Source organism: Comamonas sp., assembly GCF_036666375.1.
GTDB lineage: Bacteria > Pseudomonadota > Gammaproteobacteria > Burkholderiales > Burkholderiaceae_C > Comamonas.
This window is the reverse complement of record NZ_JAVWWA010000110.1, coordinates 1-17,331: the sequence shown is the minus strand read 5'-3', so window position 1 is coordinate 17,331 and position 17,331 is coordinate 1. Positions and strand designations below refer to the sequence as shown.

Sequence of the window (17,331 nt, the reverse complement as noted above, 5' to 3'; positions counted from 1 at the left end):
TTCTTCGAGCGCGAGACGGCGATGCAGTTCGTGCCGACACGCTATCCCGACTACCACCCCGATGCGCCGGGGGGTGTCGACATCGGCCGCTCCATCCTGGCCAAGCCCTATGACATCCGCGGCCTGGGCAAGAACATGTCCCGGCTCAAGCGGCCGCTGAAGACCATCACCTTCATGGGCATGATGTTCAATTCGTCAAATGCCGACCTGCAGCACTTCTTCCGCGCCACCAAGTCGCTGACATCGTTCCTGTATGTCGCGCGGCGCCTGGCTACGCACATGAAGGAGCTGTTGGTGTACCGGCGCGGCATCAACGTGACCAGCGGAAACGCACTGGCCGCGCGCATGGCGCAGTCGGCGCTGGACCTGGACGTTCCCATACTGACGAGCACCCGTGCCAGCCAGGTGCTGATGGACGGCGGCCGCGCCGTGGGCCTGCTGGCGGTGGACGCGGGCGGTGAGCGGCGCTTCGTTGCGCGCCAGGCGGTGGTGCTGGCTGCGGGCGGATTTCCGCACGATGTCAAGCGCATCGCCCAGGCCTATCCGCATCTGCGGCGCGGCCATGCGCATCTGTCGCCCACGCCGCTGGGCAACACGGGTGACGGCGTCAATATGGCCGAGGAGGCGGGCGCGGCGGTGGACATCCGCCTCAAGGATGCGGCTGCCTGGATGCCCGTGAGCCGGGTCGATCTCGGCGCTGGCGAAGTCGGCGTGTTTCCGCATCTGCTGGACCGCTACAAGCCGGGTGTGATCGGCGTGCTGGAGAACGGCCTGCGCTTCACCAACGAATCCAATTCATACCACGATGTGGGGGCTGCCATGGTCGCGGCCTGCGCGGGATTCGCGCAGACGGCCATGTGGCTGGTCTGCGACAAGTCCACGCTTGCCAAATATGGACTGGGCTATGTGAAGCCTTCGCCCATGCCCATAGGGCGTTTCTTGCGCAACGGCTATCTGCTCGAGGGCCGAACGCTAGCCGAACTGGCGCAAAAGGCGGGCATAGATCCGGCGGGATTGGAGGCTACGGTGCAGGCTTTCAACCGCACTGCCGTGCATGGTCAGGACCCGGCGTTCGGCCGCGGCAGCACGGCATTCAACCGTTACCTTGCCGACGCCGAACACCAGCCCAATCCCTGCGTGGGTCCGCTCCAGCATGGACCGTTCTATGCGGTCAAGGTGGTGATGGGCGATCTGGGCACCTTTGATGGCGTGCGCACCAGCGTCACGGGCGCCGTGCTGCGGCATGACGGCTCGGCCATCGACGGCCTGTACGCTGTCGGCAACGACCGCGCGAGCATCATGGGAGGCAACTACCCCGGCGCCGGCATCACCCATGGGCCGAACATGACTTTTGGCTACGTCACGGCCAACCATATCGCCGACCTGGCGCTCCAAGGCAGGGCCGGCGCATGAACGGCAAAGCCTTGATAGACCATCGCGTCTACACCATTGCGCTGCGCCGCATGCCCGAGTTCACCGAGGTGTTCAACCGGCTGGCCATGCCGGTGCTGCTGCAGACGCTGGGTCAGCCGCTGGGCTTTTTCACCAGCATGGTGGGGCCGCAGAACCAGTTCGTGCATCTGTGGGCCTACGACGACCTGGCGGACTACGAGCGCCGCAGCCGCGCACGCGACCTGCATCCTGATTTTCCTGCCTATCTGGCGGCGTCGGCACATTTGATCACCGCCCAGGAAACGCGGCTGATACGCAGGGCCGAGATGCCTGGCTGGACTCCCGGCCCGTGACGCCGCCAACGTTGCCATTTCTATTCAAACGACGCAGACAAGCCATGACCCATTCCTTTTGCATTCTTCCTTCCCGCCGCGCTTTGCTGCGCGCCGCGGCGCTGGCGCTGAGCCTGCAGGCCGGCGGCGCGGCGCTGGCGCAGTCCCCGTGGCCCGCCAAACCCATACGGCTGGTGGTGGGTTTCCCGGCCGGCGGCTCGACCGATGTGATGGCGCGCGTGGTCGGCGCCGCCGTGGGCAAATCGCTGGGCCAGCCGGTGGTGGTGGACAACCGGCCCGGCGCCAGCGGCAACATTGCCGCCGCAGAAACCATCAAGTCTGCGCCCGACGGCTATACCTTCATGGTGGCGCCGATCTCGGTGCAGACCGCCAATCCTTTCCTGTTCAGGCCTGCGTTGAATCCCGAGCGCGATCTGCGCCCCGTTGCCAGCCTGGGCCATGCACAACTCTATCTGGTGGTCAAGAAGGATTTGCGCGCCAGGACGGCCACGGAACTGGTGGCCATGGCCCAGGCCGCGCCGGGCAAGCTCAGCTATGGCTCAGGCGGTGCGGGCACGCAGATGCACCTGGTGGGCGAGCTGTTCAAGCAGCAGGCGCATGTCGACGTGGTGCATGTTCCCTACAAGGGCGCGGCGCCGGCGCTGCAGGATGTGCTGGCCGGCCAGATCGACTACTACTTCGATCCCGCCAGCGGAATCGCCCATATCCGCGAAGGCCGCGCCCGTCTGCTTGCGGTCACCGGCGCCAAGCGCTCGCCGTTCTTCCCCGATGCGCCCACGCTGACGGAGCTGGGAATCAAAGGGGTGGAGCTGGGCAACTGGTTCGGCGTCTTTGCCCCGGCCGCCGTGCCCGCCGAGATCACCGCCAGGCTGGAAAAGGAGATTGCCAAGGCCATGCTCCAGCCCGATGTCCGGCTGCGTTTTGCCGACCTGGGCACCGAGCCCATCGTGCAGGATGCCGAGACCTTCCGCAAGACGATAGCCGCGGAAACCCGCCTGCTTTCGGCGCTGATCAAGGAGCGCAATCTCGTCGTCGACTGAGGTGCAGGCGCCTGCCGTCAGCCGCTTCTGGCAGGCAAGGGCGGCAGAATCCAGCCCGGGTTCTGCTGGATCAGCGTCTGGCTGACGGCCTGCACTTGCCGCATCGCGGTGGTGGCGATGGCCGTGGCCGTGCCCAGGCGGCGCGTCACGATGCCTACCGAGCGCAGCGGCCCGTCGGAGATTTCCGAGATCCGGAGTTCGTTGATGCTGGGAATGGTCTTGCTGCCCAGGTAGGGCAGCACGGCCACGCCTATCTCTTTCTTCACCAGCGCGACCACGGTCGCCATCTGCTCCACCTGCATCTTCGGCCGGTACTCGATGCCGCGGTTCAGGTAGGCCGCGCTCATGTAGCGCATCGCCGTGCTGGCGTCCGTGAGCGTGATCAGCGGCAGGTGCATCAGCTGCTCCAGCGCAATACGGTGGGGCACTTGTTCACGCCATTTGCCGTGGCTCAGCACCACAAACCGGTCGCGCAGCAGTTCCTGGTATTGCAGGTCCGGATGCGAGGGCGCGACCGATGCCAGCGCAAAGTCCACTTCATGGTTCAGCAGACGTTCTATGCACAGGCTGTTGGCGCAGTCATGCACGGTGATCCTTGGTGCATTGATGGCCTGCTCCAGTGCCGCGCACACTTCGGGCAACACCACCTGGGCCAGCGAGGGCCAGGCCGCGATCGACAGCTGTACGGCAGCCTGCTGCGCCGACGACTGCATGCGCTGCAGGCCGGCTTCGTACTCGCCGACGATGGTGCGCGCAATCGTCGCCAGTTGCGCGCCGCCTGCGGTGAGCCGGACGCTGCGCGTGGTGCGCTCGAACAGCGCCAGGCCCAGCGTCGCCTCGAGATCGCGTATCACCTTGCTCAGTGAAGGCTGCGTCATGAACAGCTGCTCGGCCGTCTTGCTGAAGTTGAGCGACTCGCTCAGCGCCAGGAACATGCGCAATTGCCTGGGGGAGATATTCATTCTTTTTAAATATAAATCAATAGATAGAAAGAATTTCAGAAATATATGCGAAGTGCCTAGCATCCAGGTTGTCCCAAGCACCAGGAGCAGGCAAGTGGCACGTATCCCTTACGCAGATTGCAACAACGAAGCCGTGCGCCCTTTGGCCGAGCGCATCGTCGCCGAGCGCGGCGAGATTCTGCATCTGTACCAGATGCTGATGCACAGCGCGCCGCTGGCCGAAGGCTGGCTCAACTACCTCACGGCCGTGCGCCAGAAAACCGCGCTGTCGGGCGCCTTGCGCGAGCTCATCATCATGCGCGTGGCCCTGCTGAACAACGCGCCGTATGAAGCCGATCAGCATGCGCCCATCGCGCTGCAGGAAGGGGTTTCCCAGGCCAAGCTCGACGCGCTGGGCGAATGGCGCAACTGCGCGCTGTTCGATGCCAACGAGCAGGCCGTGCTGGCCTACACCGACGCGATGACGCGCCAGATCCAGGTGCCCGACGCGGTGTTCGACGCCGTCAAGGCGCTGTATGCGCCCGCGCAGCTGGTGGAAATCACCGCCACCGTGGCGGCCTACAACATGGTTTCACGCTTTCTCGAAGCGTTTCAGATCCATTCCCACGACGCGCGTTGACGGGGCAGCGCGCAAGGAGCGCCCAAAGAGGCGTCGCCGCGCCAGGTTTTTTTGCACGCGCCTACAAGACTACCAACGAGGAGACAACATCATGATCAGGAAACTGGCCTGGGCTGCGGCCCTGCTTTTGCCCATGGCGGCCGGCGCACAGGATGCCTGGCCTGCCAAGGCCATCACTTTCATCGTGCCATACCCGCCGGGCGGCCCCACCGACTTGATGGCGCGCCTGATTGCCACGCCGCTATCGCAAAAGCTCAACGTGCCCGTCATTGTCGAGAACAAGGCCGGGGCCAGCGGAAACATAGGCACGTCCCAGGTGGTCAAGGCCAAACCGGACGGCTACACCATTTTGCTGGCCGCCAGCGGCAACCTCACGGCCAACCAGTATCTGTACAAGAAGCTCGATTTCGACCCCATCAAGGATCTCGCGCCGGTCATTCAGATCTCCAAGTTCCCGCTGGTGCTGGAGGTTTCCGAGAAAAGCCCCATCAAGTCCTTTCAGGACTATGTGAAGTTCGCCAAGAACCCGGACAACCGCGCCACGTTCGGCTCGGCCAGCAACGGCTCGCCGCAGCACCTGGGCGCGGAACTGTTCAAGGACACGGCCAAGGTGGATCTTTCCCATGTGCCCTACAAGGGCGCGGGCCCGGCGCTGATCGATCTCATGGGCGGCCAGATCACCAGCATGTTCGACATCCTGGGCAGCTCCATCTCGCACATCAAGTCGGGCAAGCTCAGGCCGCTGGCCGTGACCACCAAGGAGCGATCCCCGCTGCTGCCCAACGTGCCTTCGATTGCCGAGCTGGGTTACCCGCAGTTCGAGTACTACGCCTGGCACGGCATATCGACGACCGCCGGCACGCCCAAGCCCGTCATCAAACGGCTGAACACTGAACTGCGCAGTATTTTTGCCGACCCTGGCTTCAAGGCGAAATGGCTGGAAATCGGCTCGGAACCGGTCGCGGGCACGCCCGAGGAATTTGCCGCTTTCATTCAATCGGAGGCGCGAAAAATGGGGCCGCTGATCAAGGCGCTGGATATTCAGCTGGACTGACCTGGCCCGACAATGGATTTACGCCAAAATCCATTGCCGGGTGGGGTGAACATAAGCTCAATCGCGCGCAATATTCCGAAATAATCGCCCATCCGACCCAATACCGGCAAATGCTTGAGTTATCCTCGATTGCACCAAGAGGAGAACATAAAAGTGGCAGTACTGATTCCTGCAATGGGAACCTGCGCTGGCCGTATGACGTCGGGCGAGCGCCGCCTGGCCGAGCGGCTGGAGCAAAAGCTCGATGAAGACTACATGCTTTGGTATGACGTTCCCATTGGTCCCAAGCAAACACACCCTGATTTTGTCGTTATCCATGCGCGCCGCGGCATTCTGATTCTCGAAACCAAGGATTGGCGGCTGGATACGATTCAGCAGGCTACCAGGCAGGCGTGGACACTGACCGTCGAGGGCCGTCCCAAAGTCGTCATGAGCCCGGCGGCCCAGGCCAGGCACTGCGCCATTCAGGTCGTCAATGCGCTGGAGCGTGATCCGCAACTGATACAGACAGATGGGCCGCATACGGGAAAGCTGTCATTCCCCTGGGGCAGTGGCGTCGTCTTTACCAATATCACGCGCAAGCAGTTTGACGATTCGGGACTGAACCAGGCGATTGATGGCCATCTCGTCATCTGCAAGGACGAGATGCTGGAGTCCGTCGATGCGGAGGTGTTTCAGCAGCGGTTGTGGAACATGTTCCCTCACGCATTCGGCAAGGTCATTTCGGTGCCGCAAATGGAGCGCGTGCGCTGGATCATGTTTCCCCAGGTACGGGTTCCCGTGCAAGGCAGCCTTCTGCCGGATGACGCGGATGAGCTGCCGGACATCATGCGCGTCATGGATCTGCAGCAGGAGCAGCTCGCGCGCAGCCTGGGCGATGGGCATCGTGTCATCCATGGGGTTGCCGGTTCCGGCAAGACAATGATCCTCGGCTATCGTGCCGAGCACCTGGCCAAGGCGCCGTCAGCCAAGCCCATTCTCGTGCTTTGCTACAACGAACCCTTGGCGGTGAAGTTGAATGCCTGGTGCACGGCCAAGGGCCTGGCCGACCGCGTGCACGCGCGCAACTTCCACAAGTGGTGTCGCCAGCAATTGGTGGCTTACGGGCAGGCGCTGCCCGCGCAGGGAGCGGGCATGTTCGATCAGATGGTCGAGTATGTGATCCGCGGCGTCGATCGCCAACAGATTCCGTCCGGACAGTACCAAGCGGTCATGGTCGACGAAGGCCACGATTTTCAACCCGCATGGCTCAAGCTGGTCACCCAGATGGTCGATCCTGAGACCAACAGCTTGCTGGTCCTGTACGACAGCGCGCAGAACATCTACGGCAAAAGCAAGGCGCGTGGATTCAGTTTCAAGAGCGTGGGAATCCAGGCTTCGGGCCGGACCACCATTCTGAAGATCAACTATCGCAATACCCGACAAATCCTCAAAGTGGCCAATCGTGTGGCTGCGGAGTTCCTGCAGCCCGATGCCCAGGACGATGACGGCGTGCCCATGGTGCAGCCCATCAGTTGCGGCCGCGATGGACAGGAGCCGCTGATCGTGCGCCTGCCGACGCCAAGAGACGAACCTGCCAAGATTGCCGAGCTTCTTGCCTCTGCGCACCAGGAAGGCCACGCCTGGGGCGACATGGCCATTCTGTGCCGCGATCATGAGTCGATGAATCAATGCGCCGCCGCGTTGAGCCAGCGCAAGATGCCCCATCGCGTGCGCCATCGCTCGGGAGACTTCGACCCACTGGCCGACACCATCAAGGTAATGACCATGCACGCGAGCAAGGGACTGGAATTTCCCGTGGTGGCCGTCGCAGGAGTCGGCCAGATGCCGCGCCATGGCGAAGAGCCTGCGGACGAGGCCAAGCTGTTCTACGTGGCTGCCACCCGGGCCACGCAGAAGCTGGTGCTTACCGTGGCAGGCACTGGGGCCTTTGCGCAGGCGCTCTTTGCCGCACCGTCCATCTGACTTCCGGGGACGGCAGGGCTCGCGAACTTCGGGCAGGCCGCTTCAAAGTGGCCGATAGTGCCAGCCGCTATCGGCCAATGAAGCGATTCCAGCGCGGCAGCCAGCAACCAGCGCTATGCACGCGCAAATCAGCGGCATTTCACCGGATCGCACATTAATCCAGGGTTACACTGATTATTACCAAGAGCTCGATGAATGCACGCGATTGGCAGGCTATGCCTGCTTGGTTTTTGCGAGCCAATGCGCCGTGGATTGAAACGACCCGGGTCGCCCCATAAAAAATCACAACAGGTCTTAATCAGAGGAGTTTCAATGGAAGCGGAAGAGTTGGAGTACGTGGGTTTCTGGGCGCGCGTCGGCGCGTCACTGATAGATACCATTCTGATCGGAATCGTCATCTGGCCGCTGCTGACGGCTTTCTATGGCGATGCCTATTGGGAGGGTGCAAGCATGGTCAAAGGTCCCATGGACTTTTTGCTTTCCTGGGTCTTCCCCATGGTCGCAGTGCTTGTTTTCTGGGTGGCAAAACAAGCCACTCCGGGGAAAATGGCAATATCGGCAAGAATCGTAGATGCCAAGACGGGTGCGGCGCCATCCACGGGACAGTTCATCGGCCGCTATCTGGCTTATTTCCTCTCAGGTTTGCCATTGGGTCTGGGAATTTTCTGGGTCGCTTTTGACGGCCGCAAGCAAGGCTGGCATGACAAGCTCGCCGGCACAGTGGTGGTTCGCCAGAAAAACCGCAAGCCGCGGCCGGTCACATTCGATCAAAGTCACTGAAACCACATAATCGGCGCAGGCAGCAAAGCAATCGTGCCTGCGGCCCGCACGAAACCACGACCGCGTGGTCTGCCGGTCTGCGCAGGCAGCGCTTTGCCGCTGCGTGTGACTGCAATGCACAGTGAGTCGGCCGCCAGCAGCCATGGGGGTACCATCGGCCAGAAGCGGCCCTGGGGCCAGACCTGTGAACCGAGGAACCATATGAAAGTAGAAGGCCAATGCCAATGCGGCGCGATTGAATTCGAGGCGCAGGTTCAACCAGGCAGCGTGACGATCTGTCATTGCCTCGACTGCCAGACGCACTCGGGCTCGGCATTCAGAGCCAATATCTCGGCCCCTGCGGCCGGGTTCAAGCTGTTGAAAGGCGCGCCTCGCACCTTTGTAAAGACCGCCGCCAGCGGCAACCAGCGGATTCTTGCATTCTGTGAAAACTGTGGCAGCCCGCTTTATGCCTGCGCCGTGGAGAATCCGCAGGCCTACTCCCTGCGCACCGGCGTTCTGAAACAACGCGCCGAACTGGGCACGCCACAGCGGGAGATTTGGACGATACGGCGTCGGCCATGGGTGGCGCTTGCCGGGGTCGACGAGGCTTACGCCGGCCAACCGTGATGCAAAAGCCATGTGCGGCCAGCCCTGATCGGGCAGGGCGGCGCGCAGATGGGGCAGTGGTGCCGGTCCAGCTGTTGCGGCAAGAGGAGTTGGCGGGAACAGGGGACAGCCATCAAGGCGCGGCCACGGGTCCTGGGCGTGGCAGCGCAGCCAGCTGCGCGGCGCTCAGACCCTGGCGTGCCATCACCGCGGGCAGCAGAAAGTCGCGCCAGCGCTGCTCGAAAGCCTCGACCTGCGCCAGATAGCGCACATGGCTGTGGACATCGGTTCCCGCAAGTGCCTCGCCAATCAGCACCAGCGCCAGCCCGGGCGACAGCCATGACCATCGGGACAGCAATTCAGCCTGTGCGATACGGCTTTCGGCCCGCTCCACGCTCAGCGGCTCCAGGGCCAGATCCTGGTCGAGCGCGCGGACCGCAAAGCTTGCCGGCCAGACCGCGGGCAGCTGCGCCGCGATTTCGGGATGGGCCGCATACCAGGCCTGGGCCAGCGCCTGCTCGCGCTCTTCGCTGTCGTGCTGCGCTGCGCGTATGGCCACAATCGATTGCAGCCGCGACGGCGTGGGCGCCTGCTGCTCGGCGAGCAGCAGCAGTCCGGCGGGCACGGCAAACGTCAGCGCCAGCCACAGTCCCAGCGCGGCCAGCATGGCCGTGGCGCCCGAACCCGGCAGGCAGCTGAGCAAGCCGCCCAGCAGCACCCACGGCGCGCAGAACGCGGCCAGCGCGCCCAGCCATTGCATGGCCACCGCCAGGCTCGCCCCCGGGTCCAGCGCCAGCGCAGGCAGGGTTGCGGCCGCGGTCACGGCCCACAGGCCCAGCAGGCGCCAGCCCAGCGCCGCGATCAGCAGCGGCGCCATGCCGTGGGTCGACTGCACGCGCAGCAGGCCCAGGCGGCCCTGTTCACGCTCCTCCTGCAGCCAGCCTGCACACAGCAGCAAGGCCACCAGCGGCACCAGCAGCGCGACCATGGCCGGCAGGCCGGGCAGGCCGCTTTCGGTCAGCAGCGGATTCCTCAGCGGCCCCGGATCGCGCGCGTCCACATGCCGGCTGTCTAGCGAAGCCTTGAGGCGCGCGGGCAGCACGTCGAGGCGCTGCACGCCCAGCGCCAGGCCGGCGCGCACCGGCATGCGCGTGCCGCCGAGTTCGCCGCGCCCCAGCTGGTAGGTGGCGATGGCATTGGCCGGGCCGGGCGGCTGCAGGCGCTGCGCGGCCTGCGCCCGTTGCGCCGTGAAGACCGCCGCGTCCTGCGCCGCGGCCGCACGCCAGGCGCGCGCGTCCAGTCCGACCGCGATCGCCGACGCCAGCAGCACCAGAAACAAGGCACTGAATGCCATCCAGGCCAGAGGCTGGCGGCGCAGCCGCAGGCCTTCGGCCTGCCAATGGTGGCGGCGCGGCCAGCTCATGGCGTGAGCCTGCGTGCGCTCCAGCACAGCGCAGCCAGCGCCAGCACCAGCCAGGCCGAAAGAATGCCCCAGTCGGCAACGCTGTTGCGCAGCGCAAATTCCACGCCGGGCGCGGCATAGCGCCACTGCGGCATGGTCTGCCACTGGGCATTGCCGCCATACCGGCTTTCAAAAGAAGTCACTCCGCGGGTGGCGTTCATATCCCATTCGTCCATGAGGGTGGTGTATTGCTGGCGGTATTGCTCGGCAGCTTCCTCGAAATGCCGGCGGTGCGCCAGGTCGGTGCCGGCCAGCGCACTGCTGATCGCGCGCATCGCCGCATAGGGCGTGACGGCGCCGGTCCAGCGCAGCCGGCGCTGCTGGGCCAGTTGGTCTTCCCACAGCTGCGCGAAATGCAGGGCGTGCACGCGCGTGGCGTAGGCGTCGCGGAACAGCCGCCGCCGGGCGTTGGCGCCAAACGGCAGGTCTTCGAGGCGCGCCACGCCGTTGTGTGCCAGCAGCTGTGCATCGAAGGCCTGCAGGCGCTGGGCCGCGCTGCCGTCGCCGGGCAGGCCGTGCTCCATGTCATGGTGGATGCGCGACCAGAACTGTTCGCCCGTGGGCAACGCGGCGCGCTGCGCGACGCTTGACGCCGCCAGGCGCGGCACGATGAACACCGCGCCCACCCACAGCGCCAGCAGCACCAGCAGCGCGGCGCGGGAGCTGCGGCTCAGCGCCGACACCAGCACCGTGATCGCGGCCCAGAGGGCGTAATAGAGCAGCAGCGCCAGCAGCAGCAAGCCGGCTTGCAGCGCGCCCTGGTCGGCGGCCAGCAGCCAGCCGCCGGCCAGCAGCACGGGCAACAGCACCAGCAGCACGCCAATGCCCAGCGCCAGCCATTTTCCCAGCAGCAAGGTGCTGGCTGGCAGGCCGCAGGCCTGCAGCATGCGCAAGGTGCCGAGTTCGTGCTCCTGCGTGACGCTGCCATGGCCCAGCACCAGCACCAGCAGCGGCACCAGCGCGTACAGCACGAATGCCGGGTTGAAGTCGCCCAGGCCGATGGACGGCGCGGCGTCGGCGGCCGGCGCGAACATTGCCAGATTGCGCCTGTGCGGCTCCAGCCACAGCGCCTGGCCGGCCTGGGCATCGATGCCGGCGTCCAGGCCCGACAGCGCCGAGCGCGGCTTGAACGCATAGAGCCCGAAATGCGCGGCGCGGTGCGGGTTTCTGTCGCCCTGGTGGTCCCATTGCTGGCGCGCCGTGGTTTCAACCGCACGCCGCTCCTGCTCGGCCTGCTGGCGCTGGTGCGCGCCCGCTGCCAGCACCGCCAGCAGCAGCAAGGCCAGCAGCGTGCCCAGCCCCCAGAGCCGGCCGTCGCGCAGCAGCGCGCGCAGTTCCTTGGTGGCGATAGCGGTGATTGCGGCAATCATGCAGCGCCTCCCTGCACGGGAGCACGCGCGTGCTGGAGATAGATGCGCTCGAGTTCGCCCTGGTCCACATCCCGGGCATCGAACTCGGCCACGAGGCGGCCTTCCTTGAGAATGCCGATGCGGTCCGCCGCCTGCAGCGCGTTGAACAGGTCGTGCGTGGCCATGAGCACGCCCATGCCCGCGCGCTTGGCCAGCAGCAGGCTTTGCGTGAATTCATGGGCTGCGGCCGGGTCCAGCCCTGAAGTCGGTTCGTCGAGCAGCATGGCGCTGGCCTGGCGCGCCTGGGCAATCGCCAGACCCACCTTCTGGCGCATGCCCTTGGAGTAGCCGGCCACGCGCCGGTCATGCGCGGGCGCGGCCAGCCCGGCGGCGGCCAGCAGCGCGCGCGCCTGGGCGGCGCCCAGCGCGATGTCCGACAGCTTGCAGAAATAGCGCAGGTTCTCGGCGCCCGACATATACGGATACAGCGCCACGTTTTCGGGCAGATAGGCCAGGCGCGCGCGCGCCTGCTGCGGCTGGCGCGAGGCATCGATGCCATCGACCAGTGCCTGGCCCGACGCCGCGGGCACGAAGCCCAGCAGCGCGTTCAGCGTGGTGGTCTTGCCCGCGCCATTGCCCCCCAGCAGCGCATACACGCTGCCACGGGGCACGGCCAGGTCCAGTGCGTCCAGCGTCACCCGCGCGCCACGGCGAATGGTGAGGCGGCGCGCCTGCAGGGCAGGGGTGGCGGGCATCAGAAGAAATAGCGCAGGCTGGCGCCCACGGTGGTGCGCGGCACGGGCGAGACCATCAGGCCCGCGGCGCTGCCATAGGCGATCTCCGTGCCATGGCGCTGCGGCTGGAACGTGGCATACAGCGACAGCTGCGTCTGGCCCCAGTCATAGGTGCCGCGCAGGTCGTAGCGCGTGTACAGCGGCATGCGGCGTTCCTGGGTGGCAGGCGTGCCGACATAGTAGGGAATGTCCGAGATCAGATAGGCATCGGCATCGAGCGTGAGCTGCCCCGCGCCCAGGCGCAGCTTGTGCTGGACGCCGGCCTTGAGCTGCGTGGCCGGAATCGACAGCTTGGCCCCCGCGTTGGCCGCGGGATTGTTGACCTTGGCCTGCAGGATCTTGCCCAGGCTCGCGTAGATGCTGGTTGCCGGCGTCGCACGCCAGCGCGTCTCCAGCTCGAAGCCCTTGCGCGTGGTGTCGCCCACGGACTTGAACGAGCCGTCGGCCTGGCCCACGATCTCGTCCGAGTTGAGGATGTAGTAGGCCGCGCCCGAGACCGTCCAGCCCGGCGCGGGCGCTGCAGTGAAACCCAGGTCATAGGAGCGCACCTTGCTTGGCGCCACCTGGCTGATGACGCCGCCGCGCGCGCCCAGCGGGCCGGTGGCGCCGCTGCTGCTGATCTGCTCGGCCGAGGGCGAGCGCATGCCTTCGGCGACGTTGGCAAACAGTTCGAGCTGCGGCATCAGCGACCACGAGGCGCCGAGCTTGGGCGTGAACACGCCCTTGCTGTACGCGGTGCTCGCGTCCGGCAATTTCAGGTTCTGGATGTCGTAGTCGAAGCGGTCATAGCGCGCGCCGGCGCTGAGCTTGACGGTCTCGCCGGCCCGCCACTGGCTCTGGGCAAACAGGCCATAGGTCAGCAGGTCCAGTTCCTGGGCATTGACATAGTTGGCCGTGGGCACGCGGTTTGTGAACATGCGGCGCGAAGCGTCGCCCCGGTCCTGGCGCAGCTCGGCGCCCAGCGCCAGCGCGGCCTGGCCAAAGGTGCTGTTGTGCAGCACGCGCGCGCCGAAGATATTGCGGTCGTCCGCGCCCACGGTGTGCTGCGTGGCGTTGACCGTGATGGCGCGCGTGCGCTCGAAGCTTTCCGCATAGCCGGTCGCGAACCAGCCCTGCTCGCCTTCGGCGGGCGCGCGGTTGAAGACAATGCTGCTGCGGCGTGCGCTGCCGAAGCCCGGGTTGCCGGCCTGGGTCGAGCGCGGGTCCAGACCGGCCTCGATCTGCGGCAGCAGCAGATAGCCGGCGGCCTCGAAGTCGGCGACATAGCGTGTCACGCGCAGGCTGTAGCGCGCGTCGGCGTGCGTGGTCGACAGCTTCCAGGAAAAGCTGTCGCGCTGGGTATGCGAGGCGAAGCGGTAGCCGTCGTTGCGGTAGATGTCGGCAACGAAGAACGAATCGATGGCGGCGAAGCGGTTCGACAGCACCAGCGAAGTGCGGCGCAGGCCGTAGCGCTCGGCACCCACGCTGATGCTCGAAGGCGTGGCGCTGCCGCCGTCCCTGGTGCGGATATCGACCGCGCCGGCGCGGTTCTGGTCGCCATAAAGCGCCGAGATCGGACCCTTGATGATGTCGATGCCGTCGATCATCTCGGCATGGAGCCACTCGAGGAACACCGGGCCGTGGCCCGCGCCGCCCTGGCTCGAAGGAATGTTCTGCGGCACGCCGTCGACATGCACCGCGGTATCGGCGCCATGCGTGCCCTGGGTCGCGAAGCCGCGCATGCGAAAGCCGTTGCCGGTCTCGCCCTGGTCGATGTTGTTGGCCAGCACGCCCGGCACACGGCGAAAGACGTTGGAGATGTCGCGGCCCACATTGGTGCTGGCGATGTCTTCCTGGTTGAGCTGCTGCACGGTGGCGGGCAGCGCCTTGGGGGCCAGCGTGATGGCCGCGCGCTCGCCCGGCGTGCGCGTGGCCGGGCCCGTGGTTTCGCGCACTTCGATGGCGTCCAGCGTGGCGGAGGCCTGGGCCTGGGCCTGGGCCGGGCCGATCAGCGTGATCGCCAGCGCGCAGGCGCTCAGCGGGGCGGCGGGCAGGCGGCAGGCAGCGGCGCCGCGCAGGTAAATGGGCAGGGAGGTCATGGTGATTCTATGAAGGGGCAAGGCGATGGGGCGGGGCGGCGCGCGCAGGCGCGGCCCGGCCCCATGCCAAATGCAGGGCGCGGCACGGTGTCAGCGCAGAAAAAGGACAGGTCAGCGCGGCTCAGGCCGGCGGTGGGCCGCGCGGATGGGCGGCCAGCGAACAGTGGCGCTGCGGCAAGCCCGAAGACAAGCGGATGGGCGGCGTATCGGCTTCGGCATGCCAGCGCAATCCGGGAGGCGTGCCGCCCGGCGCCAGATGCTGCGCATGGAACAGGCACCAGAGACAGGCATCGGCGGCCGCCGCCGGCGCCTCATGGCCCGGTGGCGCCGATCCCGCCCCTGTGCCCGCCTGCGCCGCGGCGCGGGCCGGCTCGCTCGCATGCTGCGCCTGATGCAACGGCCAGGCGAGCAGCAGGCTTGCCATGGCGATGGCCAGCATCCAGCGCAGGGCAGGGGGACCGGGACGTGGCATCGGCAGGCGGGCTTCTATGAATTGTGATGATATAACATCCGAATTATAGCGCCGACAACGACGCGGCTTGTCGGCTGACGCCCGCGCCCATCCGCGTATGTTCCGATGGCTTCTGGAAAACCCTGATGAATTGTTCGGCCATTCGCGTTTCTTGACCAAAGCCCGGTGGACGCACATATTGGCATCAGGTCCCCGGGCCCCAGCCGGCCGGTTCATCCACGTTGAATCTCTGCAAAGGCCACCGTCATGACTGCACGCAGCGAAGAAGCCACCCTTTTTTCCCACGTCAAGGCGGGTGAGAATCCGTGGCGTTCCGATGGTCTGAGAGATTTCTTTCTCTACCGCGACCTGGGGGTGGCCGACGCCACCCATGGCCGCGTGATCGCGCACCTGGTCAAGGCCAACAAGCCGCCCGAGGAAGGCACGGGCTGGCACCGGCATGTCGCCGACTTCCAGATCGTGCTCATGACCAAGGGCTGGGCGAAGTTCATGTACGAAGACCAGGTGACACTGGTGGCGGCCGGCGACTGCGTGCACCAGCGCCCGGGCATACGCCACTACCTGTTCGACTATTCGCCGGACATGGAATACCTGGAGATCGTGGGCCCGGCGCTGTTCGGCACGGTGGAGACCGACGCGCCCTGCGAGGTGCCCAAGCCCGCCGCCTGGCCTGCCGAAGAGGTCGCGGCTGCGGCGCAGCGCGACAGCAAGACCTGAACGCCAAGCCGATCGCCGCAGGCGAACCTGTATCGGCAGCGAGCCTGGCGAAGACCGGCTGTCCATGCTCACGTCGGCGGCCAGCTCCGACAGGCGCTTGCCTTGCCGGCGTGCAAGCAACAGCTGCCGGCCAGCATGCTGGGCCCGGCCGACAAAGCGGTTGACCAGGGCTTGCACGCGCGCGGACGCAAACACGCTGGCGCACTGGCCGGGCGCGAGCGACTTCGAGCCGCTGGTGTGCGCCTTCGAGCGTCGTGAAGCTCAGCCAGTCCCGTTCAGGGTAAACGCGTAACTGCCCTAGAATCAGTGCAGCCCGGTGCGCGCCCTGCGTGCACCAGCCCCCACCCAAGCGCTTCACCATGGATGACCTCCATGGCGCAGGCTGCATGCCACGGACTGCGCAACAAGTCCGGGCACGCTTTCCGGTCAACCGCCCGTGCACGGCCTGCTGCAGGCACGGGCTTCGTCGCGTGGCGCCAGCCGCCACCATGAACCGCACTTCCCATGCCCATTTCCAAGAAAACAAGCAAGCGCATAGTGATCGCCCTGGTGCTGTGCGCGGCCGCCGCGGCGTTCGCGAAATGGCAGTTCTTTCCCGCCAAGCCGCCGAGCAATTTCATCACCGCGGCCGCCGTCACCGGTGACCTGGAGGACACGGTGCTGGCCAGCGGCACGCTGCAGGCCTTCAAGCAGGTGAGCGTGGGCGCGCAGGTGTCGGGCCAGATCAAGTCGCTCAAGGTGGCGCTGGGCGACAACGTCAAGGCCGGCCAGCTGATTGCCGAGATCGACTCGCTGACCCAGCAGAACACCGTGCGCAATGCCGAGGCGGCGCTGGCCACGGCGCGCGCCAATCTGCGCGCGCGCCAGGCGTCGCTGTCGCAGGTGGAGCAGGCCTACCGCCGCCAGCAGCAGTTGCGCGCGGCCGACGCCGGCCCGCAGGCCGATCTGGAAAGCGCCGAGGCGACCTACCGCGCGACGCTGGCGGAAATCGACGCGCTGCAGGCGCAGCTGCGCCAGGCGGAAATCGCCGCCGACACCGCCAAGGTGAACCTGGGCTATACGCGCATCGTTGCGCCCATGGACGGCCAGGTCGTGGCCCTGGTGACCCAGGAAGGCCAGACCGTCAATGCCAACCAGGCGGCGCCCACCATCATCAAGCTGGCCAGGGTCGACTCGATGACCGTCAAGGCGCAGATCTCCGAGGCCGATGTGACGCGCGTCAAGCCCGGCCAGAAGGTGTCCTTCACCATCCTGGGCGAGCCCAACCAGCGCTACCAGGCGACGCTGCGCGCGGTCGAGCCGGCGCCCGATTCCATCCTCACCGAGACCACGGCGGCCAGCACCGCCGCCAGCACCGCCGCGGCCACGGCCATCTACTACAACGGCTTGTTCGACGTGCCCAACCCCGACGGCAAGCTGCGCATCTCGATGACGGCCCAGGTCTACATCGTGCGCGCCGAGGCCAAGGGCGTGGTCACCATTCCTTCTGCCGCGCTGGGCGCACGCAACGCCGACGGCACGACGGCGCTGCGCGTGCTCGATGCCGCGGGCAGCGCCCAGCCGCGCGCGGTCAAGGTCGGGCTGAACAACAATGTGACGGCCGAGATCACCGAAGGCCTGGCCGCGGGCGAGCAGGTGGTGCTGGGCGACGGCGCGGCCGCACCGGCCAAGGGCGGCATGCGCGGCGGCCCGCCACCGCAATGACG

At 66.1% G+C, this 17,331-nt stretch carries 16 protein-coding genes; 10 read left to right on the top strand and 6 right to left on the bottom strand.

The window, feature by feature from the left end; all coding sequences use genetic code 11:
* The 3 genes from RR928_RS20710 to RR928_RS20700 form a co-directional block, all read left to right on the top strand.
* The coding region (locus tag RR928_RS20710; RefSeq protein WP_332684048.1) for an FAD-dependent oxidoreductase at positions 1–1,413 on the top strand (1,413 nt) is incomplete at its 5' end.
* Positions 1,410–1,745, top strand: a complete 336-nt coding sequence (locus RR928_RS20705) for an NIPSNAP family protein (RefSeq protein ID WP_332538264.1) — start codon at positions 1,410–1,412, stop codon at positions 1,743–1,745. The genes RR928_RS20710 and RR928_RS20705, both read left to right, overlap by 4 nt.
* Positions 1,746–1,789: 44 nt before the next feature.
* Positions 1,790–2,785, top strand: coding sequence for a Bug family tripartite tricarboxylate transporter substrate binding protein (locus tag RR928_RS20700; RefSeq protein ID WP_332538265.1), 996 nt, complete (start codon positions 1,790–1,792; stop codon positions 2,783–2,785).
* A 17-nt stretch (positions 2,786–2,802) separates the two neighbouring features.
* Here the strand turns inward: RR928_RS20700 and RR928_RS20695 are convergent, their stop codons facing one another.
* Positions 2,803–3,747, bottom strand: a complete 945-nt coding sequence (locus RR928_RS20695; protein WP_332538267.1) for a LysR family transcriptional regulator — start codon at positions 3,745–3,747, stop codon at positions 2,803–2,805.
* 94 nt (positions 3,748–3,841) lie between these two features.
* Here RR928_RS20695 and RR928_RS20690 point away from each other — a divergent pair, with 94 nt between their 5' ends.
* The 5 genes from RR928_RS20690 (at position 3,842) to RR928_RS20670 (ending at position 8,774) form a co-directional block, all read left to right on the top strand.
* Complete coding sequence (locus RR928_RS20690) at positions 3,842–4,366, top strand: carboxymuconolactone decarboxylase family protein (protein ID WP_332548474.1); 525 nt, start codon at positions 3,842–3,844, stop codon at positions 4,364–4,366.
* A gap of 91 nt (positions 4,367–4,457) precedes the next feature.
* The gene (locus RR928_RS20685) at positions 4,458–5,420 is read left to right on the top strand and encodes a Bug family tripartite tricarboxylate transporter substrate binding protein (RefSeq protein ID WP_332548473.1); all 963 of its coding nucleotides are present in this window, start codon (positions 4,458–4,460) and stop codon (positions 5,418–5,420) included.
* A gap of 195 nt (positions 5,421–5,615) precedes the next feature.
* The gene (locus tag RR928_RS20680) at positions 5,616–7,385 is read left to right on the top strand and encodes a DEAD/DEAH box helicase (protein ID WP_332538295.1); all 1,770 of its coding nucleotides are present in this window, start codon (positions 5,616–5,618) and stop codon (positions 7,383–7,385) included.
* Between the two features lie 312 nt (positions 7,386–7,697).
* On the top strand, positions 7,698–8,165 hold the full coding sequence (locus RR928_RS20675; RefSeq protein WP_332538272.1) for an RDD family protein: 468 nt from the start codon (positions 7,698–7,700) through the stop codon (positions 8,163–8,165).
* 201 nt (positions 8,166–8,366) lie between these two features.
* On the top strand, positions 8,367–8,774 hold the full coding sequence (locus RR928_RS20670) for a GFA family protein (RefSeq protein WP_332538274.1): 408 nt from the start codon (positions 8,367–8,369) through the stop codon (positions 8,772–8,774).
* A gap of 112 nt (positions 8,775–8,886) precedes the next feature.
* Here the strand turns inward: RR928_RS20670 and RR928_RS20665 are convergent, their stop codons facing one another.
* The 5 genes from RR928_RS20665 to RR928_RS20645 form a co-directional block, all read right to left on the bottom strand.
* Entirely contained in the window at positions 8,887–10,176 is a 1,290-nt protein-coding gene (locus RR928_RS20665) for a DUF3526 domain-containing protein (protein WP_332684044.1), read from the bottom strand.
* Positions 10,173–11,585 carry a DUF3526 domain-containing protein gene (locus tag RR928_RS20660; RefSeq protein WP_332684042.1) on the bottom strand — a complete coding sequence of 471 codons (1,413 nt, stop codon included), beginning with the start codon at positions 11,583–11,585 and terminating at the stop codon, positions 10,173–10,175. Before RR928_RS20660 ends, RR928_RS20665 begins: the two co-directional genes overlap by 4 nt.
* A complete protein-coding gene (locus tag RR928_RS20655; protein WP_332548468.1) occupies positions 11,582–12,319 on the bottom strand; it encodes an ABC transporter ATP-binding protein in 738 nt (245 codons plus the stop codon). Before RR928_RS20655 ends, RR928_RS20660 begins: the two co-directional genes overlap by 4 nt.
* On the bottom strand, positions 12,319–14,436 hold the full coding sequence (locus tag RR928_RS20650) for a TonB-dependent receptor (protein WP_332684039.1): 2,118 nt from the start codon (positions 14,434–14,436) through the stop codon (positions 12,319–12,321). Before RR928_RS20650 ends, RR928_RS20655 begins: the two co-directional genes overlap by 1 nt.
* 121 nt (positions 14,437–14,557) lie before the next feature.
* Positions 14,558–14,908 (bottom strand): hypothetical protein, encoded by a 351-nt coding sequence (locus tag RR928_RS20645; protein ID WP_332548464.1) that lies wholly within the window; start codon positions 14,906–14,908, stop codon positions 14,558–14,560.
* Between the two features lie 246 nt (positions 14,909–15,154).
* Here RR928_RS20645 and RR928_RS20640 point away from each other — a divergent pair, with 246 nt between their 5' ends.
* Both RR928_RS20640 and RR928_RS20635 read left to right on the top strand, forming a co-directional pair.
* Positions 15,155–15,625, top strand: a complete 471-nt coding sequence (locus RR928_RS20640; protein ID WP_332538283.1) for a cupin domain-containing protein — start codon at positions 15,155–15,157, stop codon at positions 15,623–15,625.
* Positions 15,626–16,129: 504 nt separating this feature from the next.
* Positions 16,130–17,329: an efflux RND transporter periplasmic adaptor subunit gene (locus tag RR928_RS20635; protein WP_332538284.1), complete on the top strand. Its 1,200-nt coding sequence runs from the start codon at positions 16,130–16,132 to the stop codon at positions 17,327–17,329.
* The last annotated feature ends 2 nt before the right edge of the window (positions 17,330–17,331 follow it).